Genomic DNA, 17,680 nt, shown 5'->3' with positions numbered 1-17,680 from the left:
AAGTAAAAAAAATTGCTTTTGAGAACGAATGGCGTCTAAGTGCCGAGTTATCTTAGGTTAAGTTGTAACTCAATGCACTTAGGCCCTATCTTTTGGCTATGTGAACTAGCTCACTTGCCTGATCAAACAGAAACTTCAAAGAAGAAAACTTCGTCAGTGTACCAATTATTATAGTTACAGCGAAAAAACACTTTTGTTTGTGAGGGTTGACGGTTCATGCGAATTTTACTAGTTTATCCCATTTTTCCCAAAACATTTTGGTCTTATGAGAAAATATTGGCGTTAGTTGACCGCAAAGTTCTCTTACCACCATTGGGTTTGGTGACAGTAGCAGCAATTTTGCCTCAAGAATGGGAGTTTAAGCTAGTTGATCGCAATATCCGCCCAGCGACAGAAGAGGAATGGGCTTGGGCGGATGTGGTCGTCTTTTCTGCGATGATAGTCCAAAAACAAGATTTATTAGAGCAAATTCGCGAAGCAAAGCAACGTGGTAAGTTAGTTGCTGTAGGTGGTCCTTACCCCACCTCAGTTCCTGGGGGAGTTCAAGAAGCTGGTGCAGATTTCCTAATTTTAGATGAAGGGGAAATTACCCTCCCAATGTTTATTGAAGCAATTAAACGAGGTGACACTTCTGGTACATTCCGCGCGACAGAAAAACCAGATGTCACTACAACCCCAGTACCCCGTTTTGATTTGCTAGAGTTTGACGCTTACGATATGATGTCAGTTCAGTTTTCGCGGGGTTGTCCTTTCCAGTGCGAATTTTGTGACATTATTGTTCTTTATGGACGCAAACCTCGCACCAAAACTCCTGCACAACTCTTGGCAGAGTTAGATTACCTCTATAAGCTGGGTTGGCGGCGTGGTATTTTTATGGTGGATGACAACTTTATCGGCAACAAGCGCAATGTTAAGTTGTTGCTCAAAGAGTTAAAGGTTTGGATGGCAGAACACAAATATCCATTCCGGTTTGACACCGAAGCTTCTATTGACTTAGCACAAGATCCAGAATTGATGCAGCTGATGGTTGAGTGTGGTTTTGCTGCGGTATTTTTGGGAATTGAAACACCAGATGAAGACAGTTTGCAACTGACAAAGAAGTTTCAAAATACGCGTAGTTCGTTAACTCAGGCTGTGCAAAGTATCATCAAAGCGGGTTTACGACCAATGGCTGGGTTTATTATTGGTTTTGATGGAGAGAAATCAGGTGCAGGCGATCGCATTGCCCGCTTTGCCGAACAAGCAGCTATTCCCTCCACAACTTTTGCTATGTTACAAGCACTACCAAATACAGCCCTTTGGCATCGCCTTAATAAAGAAGGACGACTACGGGAAAATAAAGATGGCAACATTAACCAGACAACTTTGATGAACTTTATCCCCACTCGTTCTTTGGAAGACATTGCCAGAGAATATATTGAAGCTTTTTGTAGTTTATATGACCCCATCTCCTACTTGGATCGTACCTACCGTTGTTTCCTCATCATGGGTGCACCGAGTTGGAAAGCACCATTCAAGATGCCAGAGTGGGTTGTTGTTAAAGCCCTGCTACTGATTATTTGGCGACAAGGGATCAAACGGGAAACTCGCTGGAAGTTCTGGCATCACCTGTTTAGTATCGTCAAGCGTAACCCTGGAGTTGCAGAGCATTATCTCGCCACCTGCGCCCACAATGAACATTTCTTGGAGTATCGCCAAATTGTACGAGAGCAAATAGAATCTCAGCTTGCTGAATATTTGGCACAAGGCGTAGAAAAACCATATGAGATAGTGAATCAGACAGTGGCTGCTGTAGCTAGTTGAGTATGGATCATAGTTTGTTCAGCCACTATCACCACAAAACAACAAGCTTATTTACAGTCTCAGGAGAATTATAAAAAGAAAACAAGCGCCATGTGTTAAGTTGACGCTTAGAACACACTAGTACAGTACGGCGTAAATAGGGGAACCCTTCGGGTTCACCAGTCGCCTAGGTCGGGAAAGCCGTCATTCGCGCTGGTTCACCATTTAAAATCCCTAAAAAGTCCATTCCATAATACTTTTGACTTTTGACTTTTGACTTCCGCCTTGCGGTACTAGGGTCTGGGTTTGACGGCTGGATACTTAGTTTACGTGCTATGTTCTGGTGTACGCTAAAATCTTTATGAAAACCACTGCGTAGGCTTTAGCCTACCGTGGCAATTGTTTTACGCCATACATTAAACTTCATTGCGAAGTCAGAAGATAGACAAAATAACATGATAAATATTTTGTAATGTAAAGCAGCTGTAAAATTTTAAGGAGAACACAGTGGCAACGGAATCAAATTTATTAACGAGCACAAACGCAGAGCGTGATGATTTTAGTGAGTACGTAGCCCACCTACAGCTTCACATGGCACTGCAGGCTCGCAATCTGGTTCCACCCTTGAAACAGTCTCAAGAAGACAGCCGGGATCAATTACTCCATCAAACCCAAGCCAATTTTGAAAAGCTTGTTTCTCGTAGAGCAATATAGCTCAAAAGTGTTAAACAATGTTAGGGTAAAATTAAGATAAAGGGAGATTTTGTTAAGACGAGGCTAATGCTATTCTCGTGAAAATCTGCTTTATAATATATGAAGTTACGAAAATCACCCTTTTGGTTTAATAGAAAGTAGCACAAAGCCGTTATGATGATTGCAGCAGTTCCTTTGACCTAGTTACTCTAAGCTGAATGGCGGCTCGAATGAAAATGACTTCATTACTTCAGCGAAATCTTAGCGTTATTATCCGACAAGTCCAATACCGGGACTTGGATGGAATAGAACGCCTAACTCAAGAGTCGTTCGCAGCCCAAACCCCCAAGGGAGCTTGTGATGCAATGCGGCAAATGCAATGGCTGCGCGGCTGGTATGGATTACTCAAATGTTTGAGTTGGTTTCCCAATCCATTACGGTATCGTTTCTATGCATACGTAGCAGAACAAGGGCGTACGCTTCTGGGAATGATTCAAATATCCCCGTTTAATCGCACGCACAGCACGTGGAGGGTAGAGCGTGTGATGGTAGAGCGTGCGATGGATAAGCAAGCAATTGGCTCACAGCTTTTGCGCTATTGCTTTGAATCAATTTTGGAGGCTCGTACTTGGCTTTTAGAAGTAAATGTCAACGACAAAGACGCACTGGCGCTTTATCGCAAAAATGGATTTCAGCGCTTAGCAGAAATGACATACTGGGAAATACAACCAGAGTTGCTTGAAGAATTGGCGAAATCAGAACCAGATTTACCCAATCTGCTGCCTGTAAGTAATGCTGATGCGCAGCTATTGTATCAACTAGATACGGCATCAATGCCACCTTTAGTACGGCAAGTGTTTGACCGTAACGCCGATGACTTTAAAACAACTCTGTTCGGCGCTTTAACAGAAGCAGTGAAGCAGTGGGTGACGAAAGTAGAAGTAGTGAGTGGTTACGTTTTTGAACCCCAACGCAAAGCTGCGATCGGCTATTTTCAATTGCGATTGGATCGTAAAGGTCAACAGCCCCATGTGGCCACCTTGACAGTAAACCCAGCTTACACCTGGTTGTATCCAGAGTTACTTACTCAACTCGCTCGAATAGCACAGGATTTTCCTCCACAAGCTCTACAAGTCACCTCAGCAGATTATCACCCAGAAAGAGAAGAGTTTTTGGAGAGAATGGGTGCAAGTCGCACAGAACACACCTTGATGATGTCTCGCTCTGTGTGGCATAAACTGCGGGAGTCAAAATTTGTCTCTCTAGAAGGAATTCAGTTACCAGAAATGTTGCAAGGCTTACAACCTGCACGAAAACCGATTCCCGGTGGGATGTCATGGGTACAACAAGGACAGCCAGTGTCGCCAGAAAGAATTGCACAACCCAATACGACAAAAGAAACTATTGTCTTTTCGTGCAATAACAGCAACGTAGAAACATCTAGCCAGCAAGAACCGGCAGATGCTCGGCAGGAGTGATTAGCAGTGGGTTTTGAACAAGGACAAGCACACAAGGATATAACGGAACAATTAGACAAAGGGATACAAGGGCAATCTCTCCCCTGTTCTGTTGCTTCCAGTGTCCCTGTCTATTTGCACACTTCAGCTACTGAGGAAAAAAGCTCACAGCAATTCGTTTGTGCTTTAGGATTAGATGTTGGGCGCAAACGTATTGGTGTGGCAGGGTGCGATCGCACTGGTTTAATAGCCACTGGTATCACTACTATAGAGCGAACATCGTTTGAGCGGGATGTGGAGCAAATACGACAACTCGTCAATCAGCGGCAAGTACAAGTCCTAATTGTTGGGTTACCTTATTCTATGGATGGTTCTTTAGGATTTCAGGCTCGTCAAGTGCAGAAATTTACAACCAGACTTGCCAAGGTTCTCAAACTGCCTGTGGAATATGTTGATGAACGATTAACTTCATTTCAGGCAGAGCAAATGCTCATAGCAGAGAATCGCTCCCCCTCTCGTAACAAACAACTTATTGACCGTAAAGCAGCATCCATCATCTTACAACAATGGCTGGATACGAGGCGATCTCGTTTGAAAAGCACACTAGTTTCTGCTGATTAATGCAAGCTTCTAACATGATATTCTAAAATTTATTAATCAGTTTTACCCTTCGGCTGAGTCCTGAGCCCTGAGTCCCAAAGGGACACGCTGCGCGAACGGGCACGGCAAAGCCGAACGGACACGCTGCGCGAACGCTCAGTGCTAGTCAGGGTAAACCCTTAGTTTTGATTAATAAAATCTGTTTAAAGAAAGAATTCGGTTATTATAACAGTTGCTGGTAGTTTTTAGTAAAAAAGTCAAGATCTCCACTATGTTTTCCTCATCCTTTCCTGAAGAAAATGACCAGAGTCGTACTGGTTCCATCACTTTGACTGATGACAAAGGCAGAAGCCTCGAATGCTACATTGAGCATTCACTCACCGTAGATGGTCAAGAGTACGTTTTGCTTCTCCCGGTTGACTCACCAATAGAAATTTTTGCTTGGCAAGGTGAAGAAGAAGAAGAAGAAGCCATTTTAGTGGAAGATGAAACGATAATCGACCAAATATTTGGTATAGCCCAAGCTGTTCTTTCTGAGCAAAATCTGTTTTTAAAGCATACAGCTTATGCTCTGACTGTTGCAGGTGATTTACCACCAGTGGAAGAGTCAGAACTTTTTACTCTAGAAATTGAAGATGAAGAGGCAGATTTAGAGCCAGAGCAATTACAACTGCTATCGAGCTTCTACCACGAAGAACAAGAGTACGCAATTTACACTCCCCTTGATCCACTGCTGTTTTTCGCACGAATATCTCAAGCGGGTAAACCAGAATTACTCTCACCAGAAGAGTTTCGTCAAGTCCAACCTCTGCTGGAAGAACATTTGTTTAATGAAGTGGAGTAAGATAAAAAAATTCAAAATTAAAAATTAAAAGAATCAAAAAATTTAATTTTTAATGAGGGATTTTTCGTTAGAATTTTTTTACTTAGATGCATCTTTGGCAAAAAAGTTGGAAGCAGCTATTTATCCTAGGTCTAGTGCCCTTAACCGTTTTATTTGGTACTTGGCAAAGCTGGATATGGTGGAATCGGGCAATAAGCGCACCCATCCAAACAGTAAATCCAGGTGCAACAGCAAATAATTCGGTAAAGTGGCTGCAGATTCAAATCCCTCCAGGAACTGCATCACAGCAAATCGGTCGTAATTTAGAAAAGGCCGGTTTGATTCGCTCACAATTGGCGTGGAATGTGTGGGCACGTTACTTGGAGTGGAAAAACCCTCAAGGTAGTTTTCAAGCAGGAACATACGAACTTTCTCCTACCCAGCCTCTATCGGCCATCGCCCAAAAAATTTGGCAAGGAGAAGTGGTGCAAAATAGTTACACCATTCCCGAAGGTTGGTCATTGCGACAAATGGCGGCACATTTTGAAGAAAGAAAATTTTTCTTAGCTAAAGATTTTCTTGCAGCCGCGAGTCAAATTGACCGCGGCCAGTTTTCTTGGCTTCCCGCTGATCTACCGTACTTAGAAGGATTTTTGTACCCAGATACATACAAGATTGCCCGTGGTAGCATCACTCCCCAAGATGTTATTAAACAAATGCTCAGTCGCTTCGAGCAAGTCGCATTGCCATTGTATCAAAAAGAACAAAATAAAACCCCTCTTAACCTTAAGCAATGGGTGACTCTCGCCAGTATAGTTGAGAAAGAGGCAGTAGTGGGGAGTGAGCGCCCCCTGATAGCTGGGGTGTTTTTCTCTAGGCTACAAAAGGGTATGCGCTTGGAAAGTGATCCAACAGTTGAGTATGCTTTGGGCATACGTCAAACAGCAGATCAACCTCTGACTTTCGCTCAAGTCAAAACCGTCTCTCCTTATAACACCTATCTTAATCCTGGCTTACCACCTGGTCCAATTGCCTCTCCAGGGTTAGCAAGTCTCAAAGCAACGCTTGCTCCAGAAAAAACTGATTACTTATTTTTTGTGGCACGTTACGATGGTACACACGTGTTCAGTCGTACTCTACAAGAACACGAAGCAGCTGTGACTAAAATCCGCAAACAAAGAAGTGGTCTGTAGTCCTTTATTTTATGCCAATGACTAATGAGTAATGACTAATCACTATGAACTGGAACAATCTCATACAGCCTAGCTTGATTTTAGAAGGTTCAGTGTTGAACCTCACACCAGACATGATCCGAAAAAATGGGCTGAAGGGGCTGGTGTTGGATGTAGATGAAACATTAGTACCAATAAAAGCTGCCTCCGCTTCTGTGGAACTCCAACAGTGGGTAGAACAAATGCGCCCCTGTGCAAAATTGTGCTTGGTGAGTAATAACCTGAGTCAAACTCGGATTGGTGGAATTGCGCGATCGCTCAACCTGCCTTATTTCTTAGGTGCAGCCAAGCCCTCGGGACGTAAAATTCGGCAAGCACTCAAAGCGATGGATTTACCTGTACACCAGGTAGGAATGGTGGGAGATAGATTATTCACTGATGTCTTAGCAGGTAATCGCTTGGGAATGTTTACTATTTTGGTAGAGCCGATTATCCATGCAGATCTTGCTCTTCGTTCCCATCCCATACGCAACTTTGAAGTTTGGGTTTCTGAAATTCTTGGTGCTTCTATTACTCCTAAGACAAAAAGAGTTACAAAAATTAATAAATCATCAGGAAAGTAAACCTAAAGAAAAAATTAAAAAAACCTTGTTTCAAACAAAAATCTGCAATCATAGTAAGTATAAATAACAAAGGAGTCAGCCAAAATAAAGACTCTAACTCATAACAACTCAATATAAAAAAGTGAAGCGTCAGCCTCAAAATTATAGAGGATCTGGCGCTTCACAATTTTGTTAATTGTCCCTAGTTGTATGTCATAAAATGAGTGACCGATGACTAATGACCAATGACCAATGACTAAAACAATCGTCGTCAAAATTGGCACCTCCAGCCTGACTCAACCAGAAACCGGACAACTGGCACTTTCCACAATCGCGACTTTAGCAGAAACCCTGTGTGATCTGCGACGACAGGGTTACAAGGTCATTTTGGTATCCTCTGGTGCTGTGGGAGTGGGTTGTGCGCGGCTAGGCTTAACACAACGTCCTAAGGCGATCGCTCTAAAACAAGCAGTTGCAGCAGTCGGGCAAGGCAGATTAATACGAGTGTACGATGATTTATTTACTACGCTGCAACAGCCAATTGCTCAGGTTTTGCTCAGCCGCAAGGACTTAGTTGAGCGCAGTCATTACCTTAATGTCTACAACACATTCAGGGAATTACTCGAACTTGGAGTCATTCCAGTGGTGAATGAGAATGATACAGTCGCAGTAGAGGAACTAAAATTTGGTGATAATGACACCCTTTCTGCTCTGGTTGCTAGCTTAGTAAAAGCAGATTGGCTATTTTTGCTTACCGATGTTGATAGGCTTTACTCAGCCGATCCCCGTTCTGTACCGGATGCCCAACCGATTGCTTTAGTTAGCAACATCAAAGAATTAGCAGAATTACAGGTGCAAACAGGTACGCAAGGTTCCCAATGGGGAACTGGCGGTATGGTAACCAAAATTTCCGCAGCACGAATTGCGATCGCTGCTGGTGTTCGCACCGTCATTGCCCAAGGACGATATCCACACAATATAGAAAAAATTTTACAGGGCGAAGCCATTGGTACTCACTTTGAACCGCAACCAGAACCAACTTCCGCCCGTAAACGTTGGATAGCATATGGTTTGGTTCCTGCTGGGAAACTTTATTTGGATGAGGGAGCAGTGCTAGCAATTTCTGGTTCTGGCAAATCGTTGTTAGGTGCTGGTATTACGGTGGTGGAAGGAGAATTTGACACTCAGGATGCAGTGCAATTGTGCGATAAAAACGGTCATGAAATTGCCAGAGGACTGGTGAACTACAGTAGCAGTGAACTACAAAAGATTCGCGGACGCCGTTCCAGTGAAATTGCCGCTATTTTAGGTTATGTTGGTGCGGAAACCGTGGTTCATCGGGATAATTTGGTGTTGACGTAGGAGTTTCTAGCCCCACTTTTTTCCATGTTGATTCTTCTAAACTGATTTATCGGCTACCCCTTCTCCGTTCTGGCACACGAGTTCTCTTAACAGGAAGCTCCCCACGAGACTGTCTCCTCCATCCTCTGCCTTTCTTCAAAAGCGTGTCATAGGTGTAGCCATACTTTCGCCAATTCAGAGTGTCTATAGGTTTGACAATATCGTTGGGTGCAATAACTGGTAAGTAGGGTCGTATATCAGTACTACCAATTGATCCTGGTATAGAATCACCTCCATCCCAAGGCCACATCTTGTCATTGAGATTGTGCCCGTAAGGTTCACCTGGAACACCGTAAAATTCGGGACCTTTGCGACCATTATTCTGCCATTCGGCCCAAAGACGATCTACGTTGGCATGAAGCAGAAAGAAAGCTGGTTCATTGGGGGAAGCTGGAGTGTTGCTTATAGTACCCAATGTTAGCAACTGCCGATTCGTCTCGTTTTGATTAGGATTAGGCACAGTCCCACCAACCAACGCATGAACGAGGTTGTGGTTACATGGGAAGTTTCGACATTCATTTTCAGTGCCGTCTGCATTGATGGTAATATCTCCCTCCAAAAATGGACGAAATGTAGCATAGTCTGGTGACTGAAGTATTCTGTCTGTTTCTGCTTTCTCTAGAGGAAATCCAGTTCCAGGAGGCGCATCTGAACCTGCTAGATAGCGAATGAGTGAGGTACCTAGAGTTTCGGCTGTACTGATGTTTTTATGTAAATCCGGGACTATTCTCCAACCATCCGCTTCGGAAAAATTACCAGACACTACAGGACCCCCATCAAGTCTAATAGTAGGTCTACCATCTGGATATTCAAAAGTCAGTGTTGATCCTGAGCCATTTGTCCCCAAAAAATTGGGGTTAAAAATCACCTCAACGGCTCTTGGATCTGTCCAATCCCAGTAAGGGATAGTGATATTAGGATTAACTGAGCGCAAAGCTTTTTCAAATCGACTTAAATATTCACGGTGCCAAGGTAAAAATGCTCCATGTTCATGAGCTGCATCAGAGCCTGTCGCAGGTCCTGTAGAAGGCGTGTCCTGCGGTAGTATAACTTGACCACCCAATTGCATTTTGTCAAATGTCATAGCTCCTGCATGAATAGCAACAACCTCATCATAGAGACTGACATTTTTGCTGTTAGTACCGGGTCGTGTTTTTAATGTTTTGAGAGCATTAACAAAATCTAATTTTTCCTGTGGAGTCAGATCAACAACGTTCTTTCTGACGAAAGTAGTCTCCGTAGCTGGGGTTCTCAACATAGTCATAACAACAATCATGGCAACACTGATTGTTATGACCATTTCTCGCAGATATTTCTTCATGAAACATGTATTCTTACTGAAGACAATTTCACTAATATATATATCTTTGTATATCAAATAACAAAAATTTTTAGTAAATTTTTGACAGATTTGATTCGTGAATCCGCTAACGTCGTTGATAGAAATTTATTCTGACGTAAAGACATCAAGTAAATGGGAAAATACAAGTATTAAGCTGATATTAGCTGATTTGATACACTCTAATTTCAACTCAAGGTAACCCTATTATGTTACTTTTGAAAGAGAAAATATTATACTTTTTATGCACAGTATACAAAGTCATTTATTATACTCTTTCACTTAAAAATTGATACATATGAGCAAGCAGTTCTTGAGCAGGGAGAGTATGTATCAGAATTTTCGTGACAAGGTATGAATAAACTCACGTCATTGGCTTTTAGGCGTGAAATAAGCTTCAAATCACCTTAAAACATCTTCAGCCAAAGCTACTGCCCCCCACAACGGTGCATCATCTCCCAGCGTCGCCGAAACGATCTCAAAATTAACCTCAGGTAAAGCCGTCTCCCGCGCCACCTTTCGCAACACTTGCCAAAAATCCTCACCCGCCTTCATCACACCACCACCCAACACAAACAGCTGTGGGTTAATCAAATTTGCCACATTCCCAATACCAACACCCAGCGCCCAACTAGCCCTGTACAAAATTTCCTTAGCCAAATTATCCCCAGCAGCTGCAGCCTCACTCACTATTTGCCCAGTAACCAACTCCAAATTATCTCCCACCAACTCCCTCAACACCTCTCCTCTCTTGTCTTGGCGTCCTTGGCACGCCAGGTGCTTCAAGTCGGCTGCGCCGCCCAACGCACTGGCTCGTCTTGGCGGTATGTCCTCCGGACACGCTGCGCGAACGTTTCTCAAAACTTCCCTCACATCCTGCGCCATATAAGGTCCCGACGCCAACCTCTCCACACATCCCCGCTTTCCACACAAACACACAGGTCCTGCAGGATCTACCACCATGTGTCCAATTTCACCAGCCATCCCCTCAGCACCTCGCCAAGGCTTACCGTTGAGTATCCAACCGCCCCCCACGCCAGTACTGACAGTCATGTAAAACAGACTGTCGAAACCTTGCCCTGCACCAAAGCGATACTCACCCAAAGCAGCAACATTCGCGTCGTTATCTACATAAGCAGGAACGCCAAATTCTTCCTCTAACAAGTCGCGCAACGGAACATTCTCCCATCCAACGACATGGTGGGATAGTCGAACTTTCCCTGTTGTTGCGTCCACTGGTCCCCCAAAACTTACACCAATAGCTTCTGGTTTCGCTCCCTTTAGTAAAGAGTTGATAACAGAGCGCATAATTTCTAAATCAGTGTCAGCATTTGCATTTGCTGGTGAAAGACGACGCTCATATCTCAGCCATTGCTTAGAACCTGTATGGACTGTCGCTGCTGCTAACTTTGTTCCACCAAAATCAAGCGCTAATATTAATGTCACAGTTTTTCTCCATCACTTATTACCTACTACCAAGTCAAGAAACTGTTGCAATCTTTCATAATGTGAACCTTTCCAGTAAATCTTATTGCAGTTTTGACAACGATGAAATTCATGATTATATAATTTGACAGTTTCTGGCAATTGGTTAACAATTAGTTCTTTGGTTACAGATTCTAATAATCCATTGCAGCGCAAACAGCGTTGAAATGGTGATATTCTTTTATATAAGTCAAAGCGTTGCATAACTTCAACAATTTGTTTCGGCGGGTCAGTATTTCTGACATAATATCCATATTTCACGACACTCCGCATCAATAAACCGCGATCGCGAGTTAATAGAATTCGGTTTTGGGTACTGGAAATGTGGGCTAATTCTTTATCTTCATAATCATTTTGGTATAACGTATCAAATCCTAACAAGCGTAAAGACGTTACTAACTTGCCTAAATGAATATCTAAAACAAAACGGATAATAGTTAGAGGTTTAGGTCTGACAGAAATAGTGGAAGTTCCTCTATCTGTGGTAGAAATTGGGTAAACATCGATGATATCTCCATCTTGGACAATGTAAGAAAAATCTACCGATATTCCATTAACTTCAATACCATCTACTTCTGGATGGGGAATACCTAAAGATTCAATCATATCTTTAATGGAAGCTCTTTCAGTAAAGATATGAGCTATTTTCATCTCCTTTCTATGCGATGGTAAAAAGTCATTCAACTCTGCATAAAAGCGGAAAGAAGCACAAGCCATAGCAACAAGTTTTGGGAATTTCCTGTTTCTCTATACTAACTTGAGTTAATTTTCTAGATTTCTTGGTGGGATGATTCTGAATGCTGTATGTCATCTTAGACTGGGATGGGAGTCGTTTAAAAAGGAAAAGTTATAAATGGACGTAATTCCGGCGATAGATTTACTAGAAGGTCGCTGTGTGCGACTTTATCAAGGAGATTATCAACAATCGCAAGTTTTCAGCGACAACCCAGTTGAAGTTGCAAAGCAGTGGGTAGAACAGGGAGCCACCAGATTACACATCGTCGATTTGGATGGGGCGAAAACAGGTACATTAGTAAACTTGCCAGCAATTGAAGCGATCGCTCAAGCTGTGTCGGTATCTATTCAAGTTGGTGGAGGAGTGCGCGATCGCGATCGTGTAGAACAGCTACTCAACATAGGCGTACAACGCATTATTTTGGGAACCATCGCCGTAGAACAACCCCAGCTTGTACAACAACTCTGTCAAGAATTTCCACAGCAGATTGTTATTGGTATTGATGCTCGTAATGGAATGGTAGCAACTCGGGGGTGGCAAGAAACCTCTGAAGTTTTAGCAACTCAACTGGCTGTACAGATGCAAGAATTGGGAGCCGCAGCCATTATCTACACTGATATCCATCGTGATGGTACACTTTCTGGACCAAATATGGAAGCATTGCGATCGCTCGCGGCGACAATTTCTATTCCGATCATTGCTTCTGGTGGTGTGAGTTCTGTTACCGATTTGCTGAGTCTGTTGGCGCTAGAATCACAAGGTGTGACTGGTGTGATTGTTGGTCGTGCGCTGTATACAGGGGATGTTTCTCTTAGAGAAGCATTGCGTGCTGTCGGTCAAGGGCGTATTCAGGATATTCCGCCCAATATAGATTTTTCAGCGTTTGCCTAATGTTTTCTACTCCCTGGTGTAGAGACACACCGTAGCACCTTTGTTGTTCCAAAATTTTTACCGGCTTGTAGCCGGTTATTTTTTGAAATTTTCCGGAATGGTAATTTTGAGTCGTGTATCTCAAGTTGTAAGCAATCATTCAGTTGTGAATATGCTCGTCAAACACTTCTTACTAGAGGTAAACCACGCAAAAAACCCTGGTACTACCAGATTCCAACCAAAATTCCAACAACAATAACAATAAAAGTTCACTGATGAGAGTAAAATGTCTAACTAAATAATATTTTTTTTAATCTTTCAATTTTTATTTTGAATTTTTCTTTTCGACAGTTTATGGGTTTCCTCTCTAGAGACGCTTGATTTATGCGTCTCTATTTTCTTTTTTATGACAAATTAATTGGTAACCGCACCTGAAACCTTGTATTTCCCGGTTGAGATAACACCCGAATATCACCCAGATGCTGTTCTACAACAATCCGGTAAATAATGTGCAAACCTAACCCAGTCCCCTCACCGACTCCTTTTGTTGTAAAAAATGGCTCAAAAATGTGAGACTGAACCTCGGGAGGAATTCCTGCACCATTATCAGCAATTTCTACGAGCAAAAAGTCGCTTTCGCAATTCGTACGAATCCAGATTTGACCACCTTGTCCATTAATAGCATCAATGGCGTTATCAATTAAATTTGTCCAGACTTGATTGAGTTCTCTACCGTAGGCAGTGATTAACGGCACTTCGCAGTCATACTCTCGCGTAACCGTCACATGACTATGCTTTAACTTGTGATTCAAAATGGTGAGAGTACTTTCGATACCCTCATGTACGTTTATTTCCTGTAAAGGTGCCCGATCCATGTAAGAGTAATCTTTGACAGCATCAACTAAGGTAGAGATTCGGGTTGTACAATGGTCAAGTTCATCTAACAAACCCCATTCTTGTAACGTTATCTCTGTCCAAGTTAGGACATTACCAAGTAACAATTCACCGATATTTTTCTTAACATTTTCCAGCCATTCGATATCGAGTCCTGCTGTCACCAGGTTGGGAGCAAGTTTCCAGCTGTTACCAACGTTGTGTGCTTCTAGCCATTGCATCACTTCATCCTCGCGATCGCTTTGCGTTAACGGATCAAGTCTGGCTGCTGTTTTGGCACGGGCGATGGCATCTTGCTGCAATTTAGCAACAAACGCTTTTTGGTCGCAAGTCATTTGTTTTTGATTCAACTTTACCGTCAAAGGCTGCAACACCTGCCTAGTTTGGCGTAATTGTCCCACAGCTCTACGACAAGCTGAAGCAGGGTTATTCAACTCGTGTGCTAATCCGGCTGCCAAAGTCCCTAATGCTACTAGTTTTTCTCTGTGCTGTGATATCGTCTGCACAGCTTGTAAGCGTTCTGCCATTGTGCGGAGAATCTCAGTCATCACACAAGTACAACTCGAAAGCATTTCCCAAAATACCTGGTTTGGCACGTCCAAAATATGGCTACGAGTCACAGCACGACTGCTAGCCCAGAAATGTGTATGACCCATTAAAACGGGTAATTCACCAAACAGCGTTTTGGGTTCATAAATCGTCAACAAAATCTCTTGATTGCCAACCTTCTGCATAATCCGAATTTGACCTTCTAGCAGTATGAAAACATGGTCAGCAGGTTCACCTTCGCGGCGATGAATTTCTCCCGGTTCTCGCCATACTTCTGTACCCTGTTCAAGTAGCCATTGCAACCGTTCACTTGGTAATTTGGAAAACAGAGGAACTTGGCGTAAAGTTTCAATATCAAGCATGATACACCTTTAATTTGTAAGTAGAACAACACAGAACAGTGCTGTAGGGACACAGCATTGCTGTGCCCCTATCAAGTGGTTTGTACTTGATGCAAATAAAAAGCACTGTAATAGCTAAAGCACTGTTTTAAATAACTTGTTAAGTAACTCATTTCAAATTAATTTTGCTACCTCTTTTATTCTTTCAATGAACAAATTAGGTTTTAGTTTGAAAGAAGAAACTAAATGCACTAACAACAAATGTTCTATTTATGTTCTGCATCTAGTTTAAATAACTCTAATTCAACACCGTAATATTTGTGAGTGCGACCCATTGGTATCATGCCAAGCCGTTGAGCTACCCGAATTGAATTATAATTTTCAGGCTTCACCACCGCATAAATGACTGGTAATTTAAGAAGATTAAATCCATATTCAATAGCACCTCGTGCAGCTTCTGTCGCATAACCTTTGCCCCAAGCTGCTTTTTTTAAGTGCCAACCCACTTCATAATCTTGGGTTGGTTTGCCCTGATTATCAGGTAGTGTTTTTAACAGGATAGTTCCTACAATTTCTCCGATTTGCTTTTGAATAATTGCCCAAGCGCCAGTGCCATTATTGAGTTGGGCATAGCGTTCAATCACTCGTTGCAAACTTGCCCGTTGAGTCTGTTCACTCTCCTCAGGTTTTCCACTAAGAAAGCACATCACGTCTGGATCCCCGTAAATTTCCAAGGCTTGTGCAGCATCAGCTTCAGGACTCCACTGACGGATAATTAGGCGCTGTGTTTGGAAAATCTCAGTCATATCTTGCAGTCAATCCTAGTAAAAATTCTACTCAGAAACCCCTTGACATGAACGATTCACTGCTGAAATCGGTAAACGTACTCGAAAGCATGTATTCCCCGGTTGAGATTCAAAATGGATGTCACCATGATGTTTGTTAACAATAATACGATAAGCAATTTCTAAACCCAGCCCAGTGCCTTTTCCGACTTCTTTCGTTGTAAAAAATGGTTCAAAAATTCGCGATTGAATTGCTGGTGGAATACCTGCCCCTGTATCAGTTATTTCGACAACAAGACAGTTATTTTCTCTATAAGTACGAATTGTCAAATCGCCTTTACCTTTCATGGCATATATGGCATTATCAATTAAATTTGTCCAGACTTGGTTTAGTTCACCAGCATAAACACAAATTTTTGGCAGAGTGCGGTCAAATTCTCGATTAACAATAATTCCTTTTTTCAGGCAATGATGGAGAATGAGTAAAGTATTTTCAATTCCGTCATGGATATCTATTTCTTGTAGAGGGGCTTGATCCATATAGGAATAGCCCTTAATAGCTTTCACTAACTCAGAAATGCGAGTGGTACTTTGCTCAATTTCATGAATCAACCCAAAAGATGAAAGTGTCGCGTCAAGCCATTTAAGAACATGCTCAAGACAGTCAATTGGGACGTTGTCAGCAAGAGTATCCAGCTTTTCTATGTCTAATCCAGCGTTGACAAATGTGGGGGCAAATTTCCAACTATTATTAATATCATGGTCTTCCAACCATTCTGTCACTTCGTCTTCTTTATCACTACACGTTAGAGGGTCAAGTTTAGGAGAGTGGATGGCGTGTTGTGTTGCTTGAGCTTGAATATCAGTAATGAATTTTACTTGTTCTTTAGATACTAAATTCAGCTGTAAAGCTAGAGTTTGTAAATTTTGAAAATTTTCGCACAGAAGGCTCGCCGCCCTTTTCGCCGCAGCCCCTGGATTATTCAATTCGTGTGCCAATCCTGCAGACATTTTACCCAGTGCTGCCATTTTTTCTTGCTGTCGTAGCTGCGCTTGCACCTCTTTGGTTCGTCCTGCCATTGCGGTGAGAATCACGTCAGCAATCGGCGAACATTTAATAAGCATATGTCTAAATGTTTCAATGTCTATTTGTAAAACGCGACTGGGTGCGATCGCATAAGCATTAGCAATAGCATTTGAACCTGTTAGCATCGAAAGTTCACCCATGAAGTCGCCCCGACGATGAACAACCAGCACTTGCGTTTCAACGCCCACTTGCTTAGTGACTTCAATTTGACCTTCTAAGACAACACAAAAATGATAGTTTGAATCGCCTTCACTAAACAGCACATCGCCTATCTTAAGTTCTATCTCAGTACCAAACTGCTTCATTTCCTCCAAAGCATCATCTGGCAATTTAGGAAACAGTGTCATTTGATTTGGATCGTGCAACATAGCAACTCCTTATATAATTTTTTCTAAAATATCTTTAATAACTATTGCCTACCACAGCCGTTCAATAGGATAGGCATCAAAGGCTGAATCAATACTCAATATAGGTATTTTTTCAACAATAGATTGTGAAATGAAAAGTCTGTCAAATGGATCTCTATGGTAAAGCGGTAGCGTTGCAACAACAGAAAGGTGGTTGAGATTGATGTCCAGTACATTGAAGTCATTAAGACTGAGTTGCTGTGTGATAAACACCTCAAATGGCAGATGAAAACTCAGCTTGCCTGTACTTTGTTTAATCGCCATCTCCCAGAGACTAGCTGTACTGAGCAGCTTTTCGTTATCCTCATTCTCGATTAGCACCCTTACTTGGTTGCTGATTTTTGTATTGCCTGTAAAAAACCAAAGAAATGTGTGAGTGTCCAGCAGCAGCCTCATTACATATAATCCTTAAAGTCTTCTAGCGGTTCATCAAAATCATCTGATACTGTAATCAAGCCTTTAGCACTCCCAAACAGCGAACGACGTTCAGGCGATACAGGAGTTAGTTTAACAACAGGCTGATTATCTTTTGTAATGACTACTTCTTCACCACTCATGACTGCTTCAATTAATTCAGAGAAATTTTTAGATGCTTCAGCGAGAGTTATTTCTTGCATGGTTGTTACCTCTAAGTTCCTAATTAATGCTTACATCAAA

The 17,680-nt window shown here is 42.3% G+C and carries 17 protein-coding genes; 9 read left to right on the top strand and 8 right to left on the bottom strand.

What is annotated here, in order from left to right:
- The first annotated feature begins 216 nt into the window (after positions 1-216).
- From DP114_RS02290 to proB, 8 genes are all read left to right on the top strand, one after another.
- Entirely contained in the window at positions 217-1,803 is a 1,587-nt protein-coding gene (locus DP114_RS02290; RefSeq protein ID WP_169267370.1) for a B12-binding domain-containing radical SAM protein, read from the top strand.
- 486 nt (positions 1,804-2,289) lie between these two features.
- Positions 2,290-2,496: a hypothetical protein gene (locus tag DP114_RS02285; RefSeq protein ID WP_169267371.1), complete on the top strand. Its 207-nt coding sequence runs from the start codon at positions 2,290-2,292 to the stop codon at positions 2,494-2,496.
- A gap of 197 nt (positions 2,497-2,693) precedes the next feature.
- Complete coding sequence (locus tag DP114_RS02280) at positions 2,694-3,953, top strand: GNAT family N-acetyltransferase (RefSeq protein ID WP_169267372.1); 1,260 nt, start codon at positions 2,694-2,696, stop codon at positions 3,951-3,953.
- 114 nt (positions 3,954-4,067) lie between these two features.
- Positions 4,068-4,553: a Holliday junction resolvase RuvX gene (ruvX, locus tag DP114_RS02275; protein WP_171978094.1), complete on the top strand. Its 486-nt coding sequence runs from the start codon at positions 4,068-4,070 to the stop codon at positions 4,551-4,553.
- A 250-nt stretch (positions 4,554-4,803) separates the two neighbouring features.
- A complete protein-coding gene (locus tag DP114_RS02270; protein ID WP_169267373.1) occupies positions 4,804-5,376 on the top strand; it encodes a DUF3727 domain-containing protein in 573 nt (190 codons plus the stop codon).
- Between the two features lie 86 nt (positions 5,377-5,462).
- Positions 5,463-6,548, top strand: a complete 1,086-nt coding sequence (gene mltG / locus DP114_RS02265; RefSeq protein ID WP_171975337.1) for an endolytic transglycosylase MltG — start codon at positions 5,463-5,465, stop codon at positions 6,546-6,548.
- Positions 6,549-6,592: 44 nt separating this feature from the next.
- Positions 6,593-7,150 (top strand): YqeG family HAD IIIA-type phosphatase, encoded by a 558-nt coding sequence (locus tag DP114_RS02260; RefSeq protein ID WP_169267374.1) that lies wholly within the window; start codon positions 6,593-6,595, stop codon positions 7,148-7,150.
- 231 nt (positions 7,151-7,381) lie between these two features.
- On the top strand, positions 7,382-8,491 hold the full coding sequence (proB, locus tag DP114_RS02255) for a glutamate 5-kinase (RefSeq protein WP_171975336.1): 1,110 nt from the start codon (positions 7,382-7,384) through the stop codon (positions 8,489-8,491).
- A 46-nt stretch (positions 8,492-8,537) separates the two neighbouring features.
- Here the strand turns inward: proB and DP114_RS02250 are convergent, their stop codons facing one another.
- The 3 genes from DP114_RS02250 to DP114_RS02240 all read right to left on the bottom strand — a co-directional run bounded on the left by DP114_RS02250 (position 8,538) and on the right by DP114_RS02240 (position 12,071).
- Positions 8,538-9,851: a tyrosinase family protein gene (locus DP114_RS02250; RefSeq protein WP_171975335.1), complete on the bottom strand. Its 1,314-nt coding sequence runs from the start codon at positions 9,849-9,851 to the stop codon at positions 8,538-8,540.
- Between the two features lie 420 nt (positions 9,852-10,271).
- Positions 10,272-11,315, bottom strand: coding sequence for an ROK family protein (locus DP114_RS02245; RefSeq protein WP_171975334.1), 1,044 nt, complete (start codon positions 11,313-11,315; stop codon positions 10,272-10,274).
- A 12-nt stretch (positions 11,316-11,327) separates the two neighbouring features.
- A complete protein-coding gene (locus DP114_RS02240; protein ID WP_171975333.1) occupies positions 11,328-12,071 on the bottom strand; it encodes a Mut7-C RNAse domain-containing protein in 744 nt (247 codons plus the stop codon).
- 136 nt (positions 12,072-12,207) lie between these two features.
- On the opposite strand from DP114_RS02240, the gene hisA reads away from it, so the two are divergent.
- A complete protein-coding gene (hisA, locus tag DP114_RS02235; protein ID WP_171975332.1) occupies positions 12,208-12,981 on the top strand; it encodes a 1-(5-phosphoribosyl)-5-[(5-phosphoribosylamino)methylideneamino]imidazole-4-carboxamide isomerase in 774 nt (257 codons plus the stop codon).
- Between the two features lie 383 nt (positions 12,982-13,364).
- Here the strand turns inward: hisA and DP114_RS02230 are convergent, their stop codons facing one another.
- The 5 genes from DP114_RS02230 to DP114_RS02210 all read right to left on the bottom strand — a co-directional run bounded on the left by DP114_RS02230 (position 13,365) and on the right by DP114_RS02210 (position 17,640).
- Positions 13,365-14,765: a sensor histidine kinase gene (locus tag DP114_RS02230; RefSeq protein ID WP_171975331.1), complete on the bottom strand. Its 1,401-nt coding sequence runs from the start codon at positions 14,763-14,765 to the stop codon at positions 13,365-13,367.
- Positions 14,766-15,010: 245 nt separating this feature from the next.
- Complete coding sequence (locus DP114_RS02225) at positions 15,011-15,550, bottom strand: GNAT family N-acetyltransferase (RefSeq protein WP_169267381.1); 540 nt, start codon at positions 15,548-15,550, stop codon at positions 15,011-15,013.
- Positions 15,551-15,577: 27 nt separating this feature from the next.
- Positions 15,578-16,984 carry an ATP-binding protein gene (locus DP114_RS02220; RefSeq protein WP_169267382.1) on the bottom strand — a complete coding sequence of 469 codons (1,407 nt, stop codon included), beginning with the start codon at positions 16,982-16,984 and terminating at the stop codon, positions 15,578-15,580.
- A 48-nt stretch (positions 16,985-17,032) separates the two neighbouring features.
- Positions 17,033-17,419 carry a type II toxin-antitoxin system VapC family toxin gene (locus DP114_RS02215; RefSeq protein WP_169267383.1) on the bottom strand — a complete coding sequence of 129 codons (387 nt, stop codon included), beginning with the start codon at positions 17,417-17,419 and terminating at the stop codon, positions 17,033-17,035.
- Positions 17,419-17,640, bottom strand: a complete 222-nt coding sequence (locus DP114_RS02210; protein WP_169267384.1) for a type II toxin-antitoxin system Phd/YefM family antitoxin — start codon at positions 17,638-17,640, stop codon at positions 17,419-17,421. Before DP114_RS02210 ends, DP114_RS02215 begins: the two co-directional genes overlap by 1 nt.
- Positions 17,641-17,680: the final 40 nt, after the last annotated feature.

It is taken from the genome of Brasilonema sennae CENA114 (genome assembly GCF_006968745.1).
Lineage (GTDB): Bacteria > Cyanobacteriota > Cyanobacteriia > Cyanobacteriales > Nostocaceae > Brasilonema > Brasilonema sennae.
The sequence above is the reverse complement of the archived record's forward strand: the minus strand, read 5'-3'. Positions and strand labels throughout refer to the sequence as shown.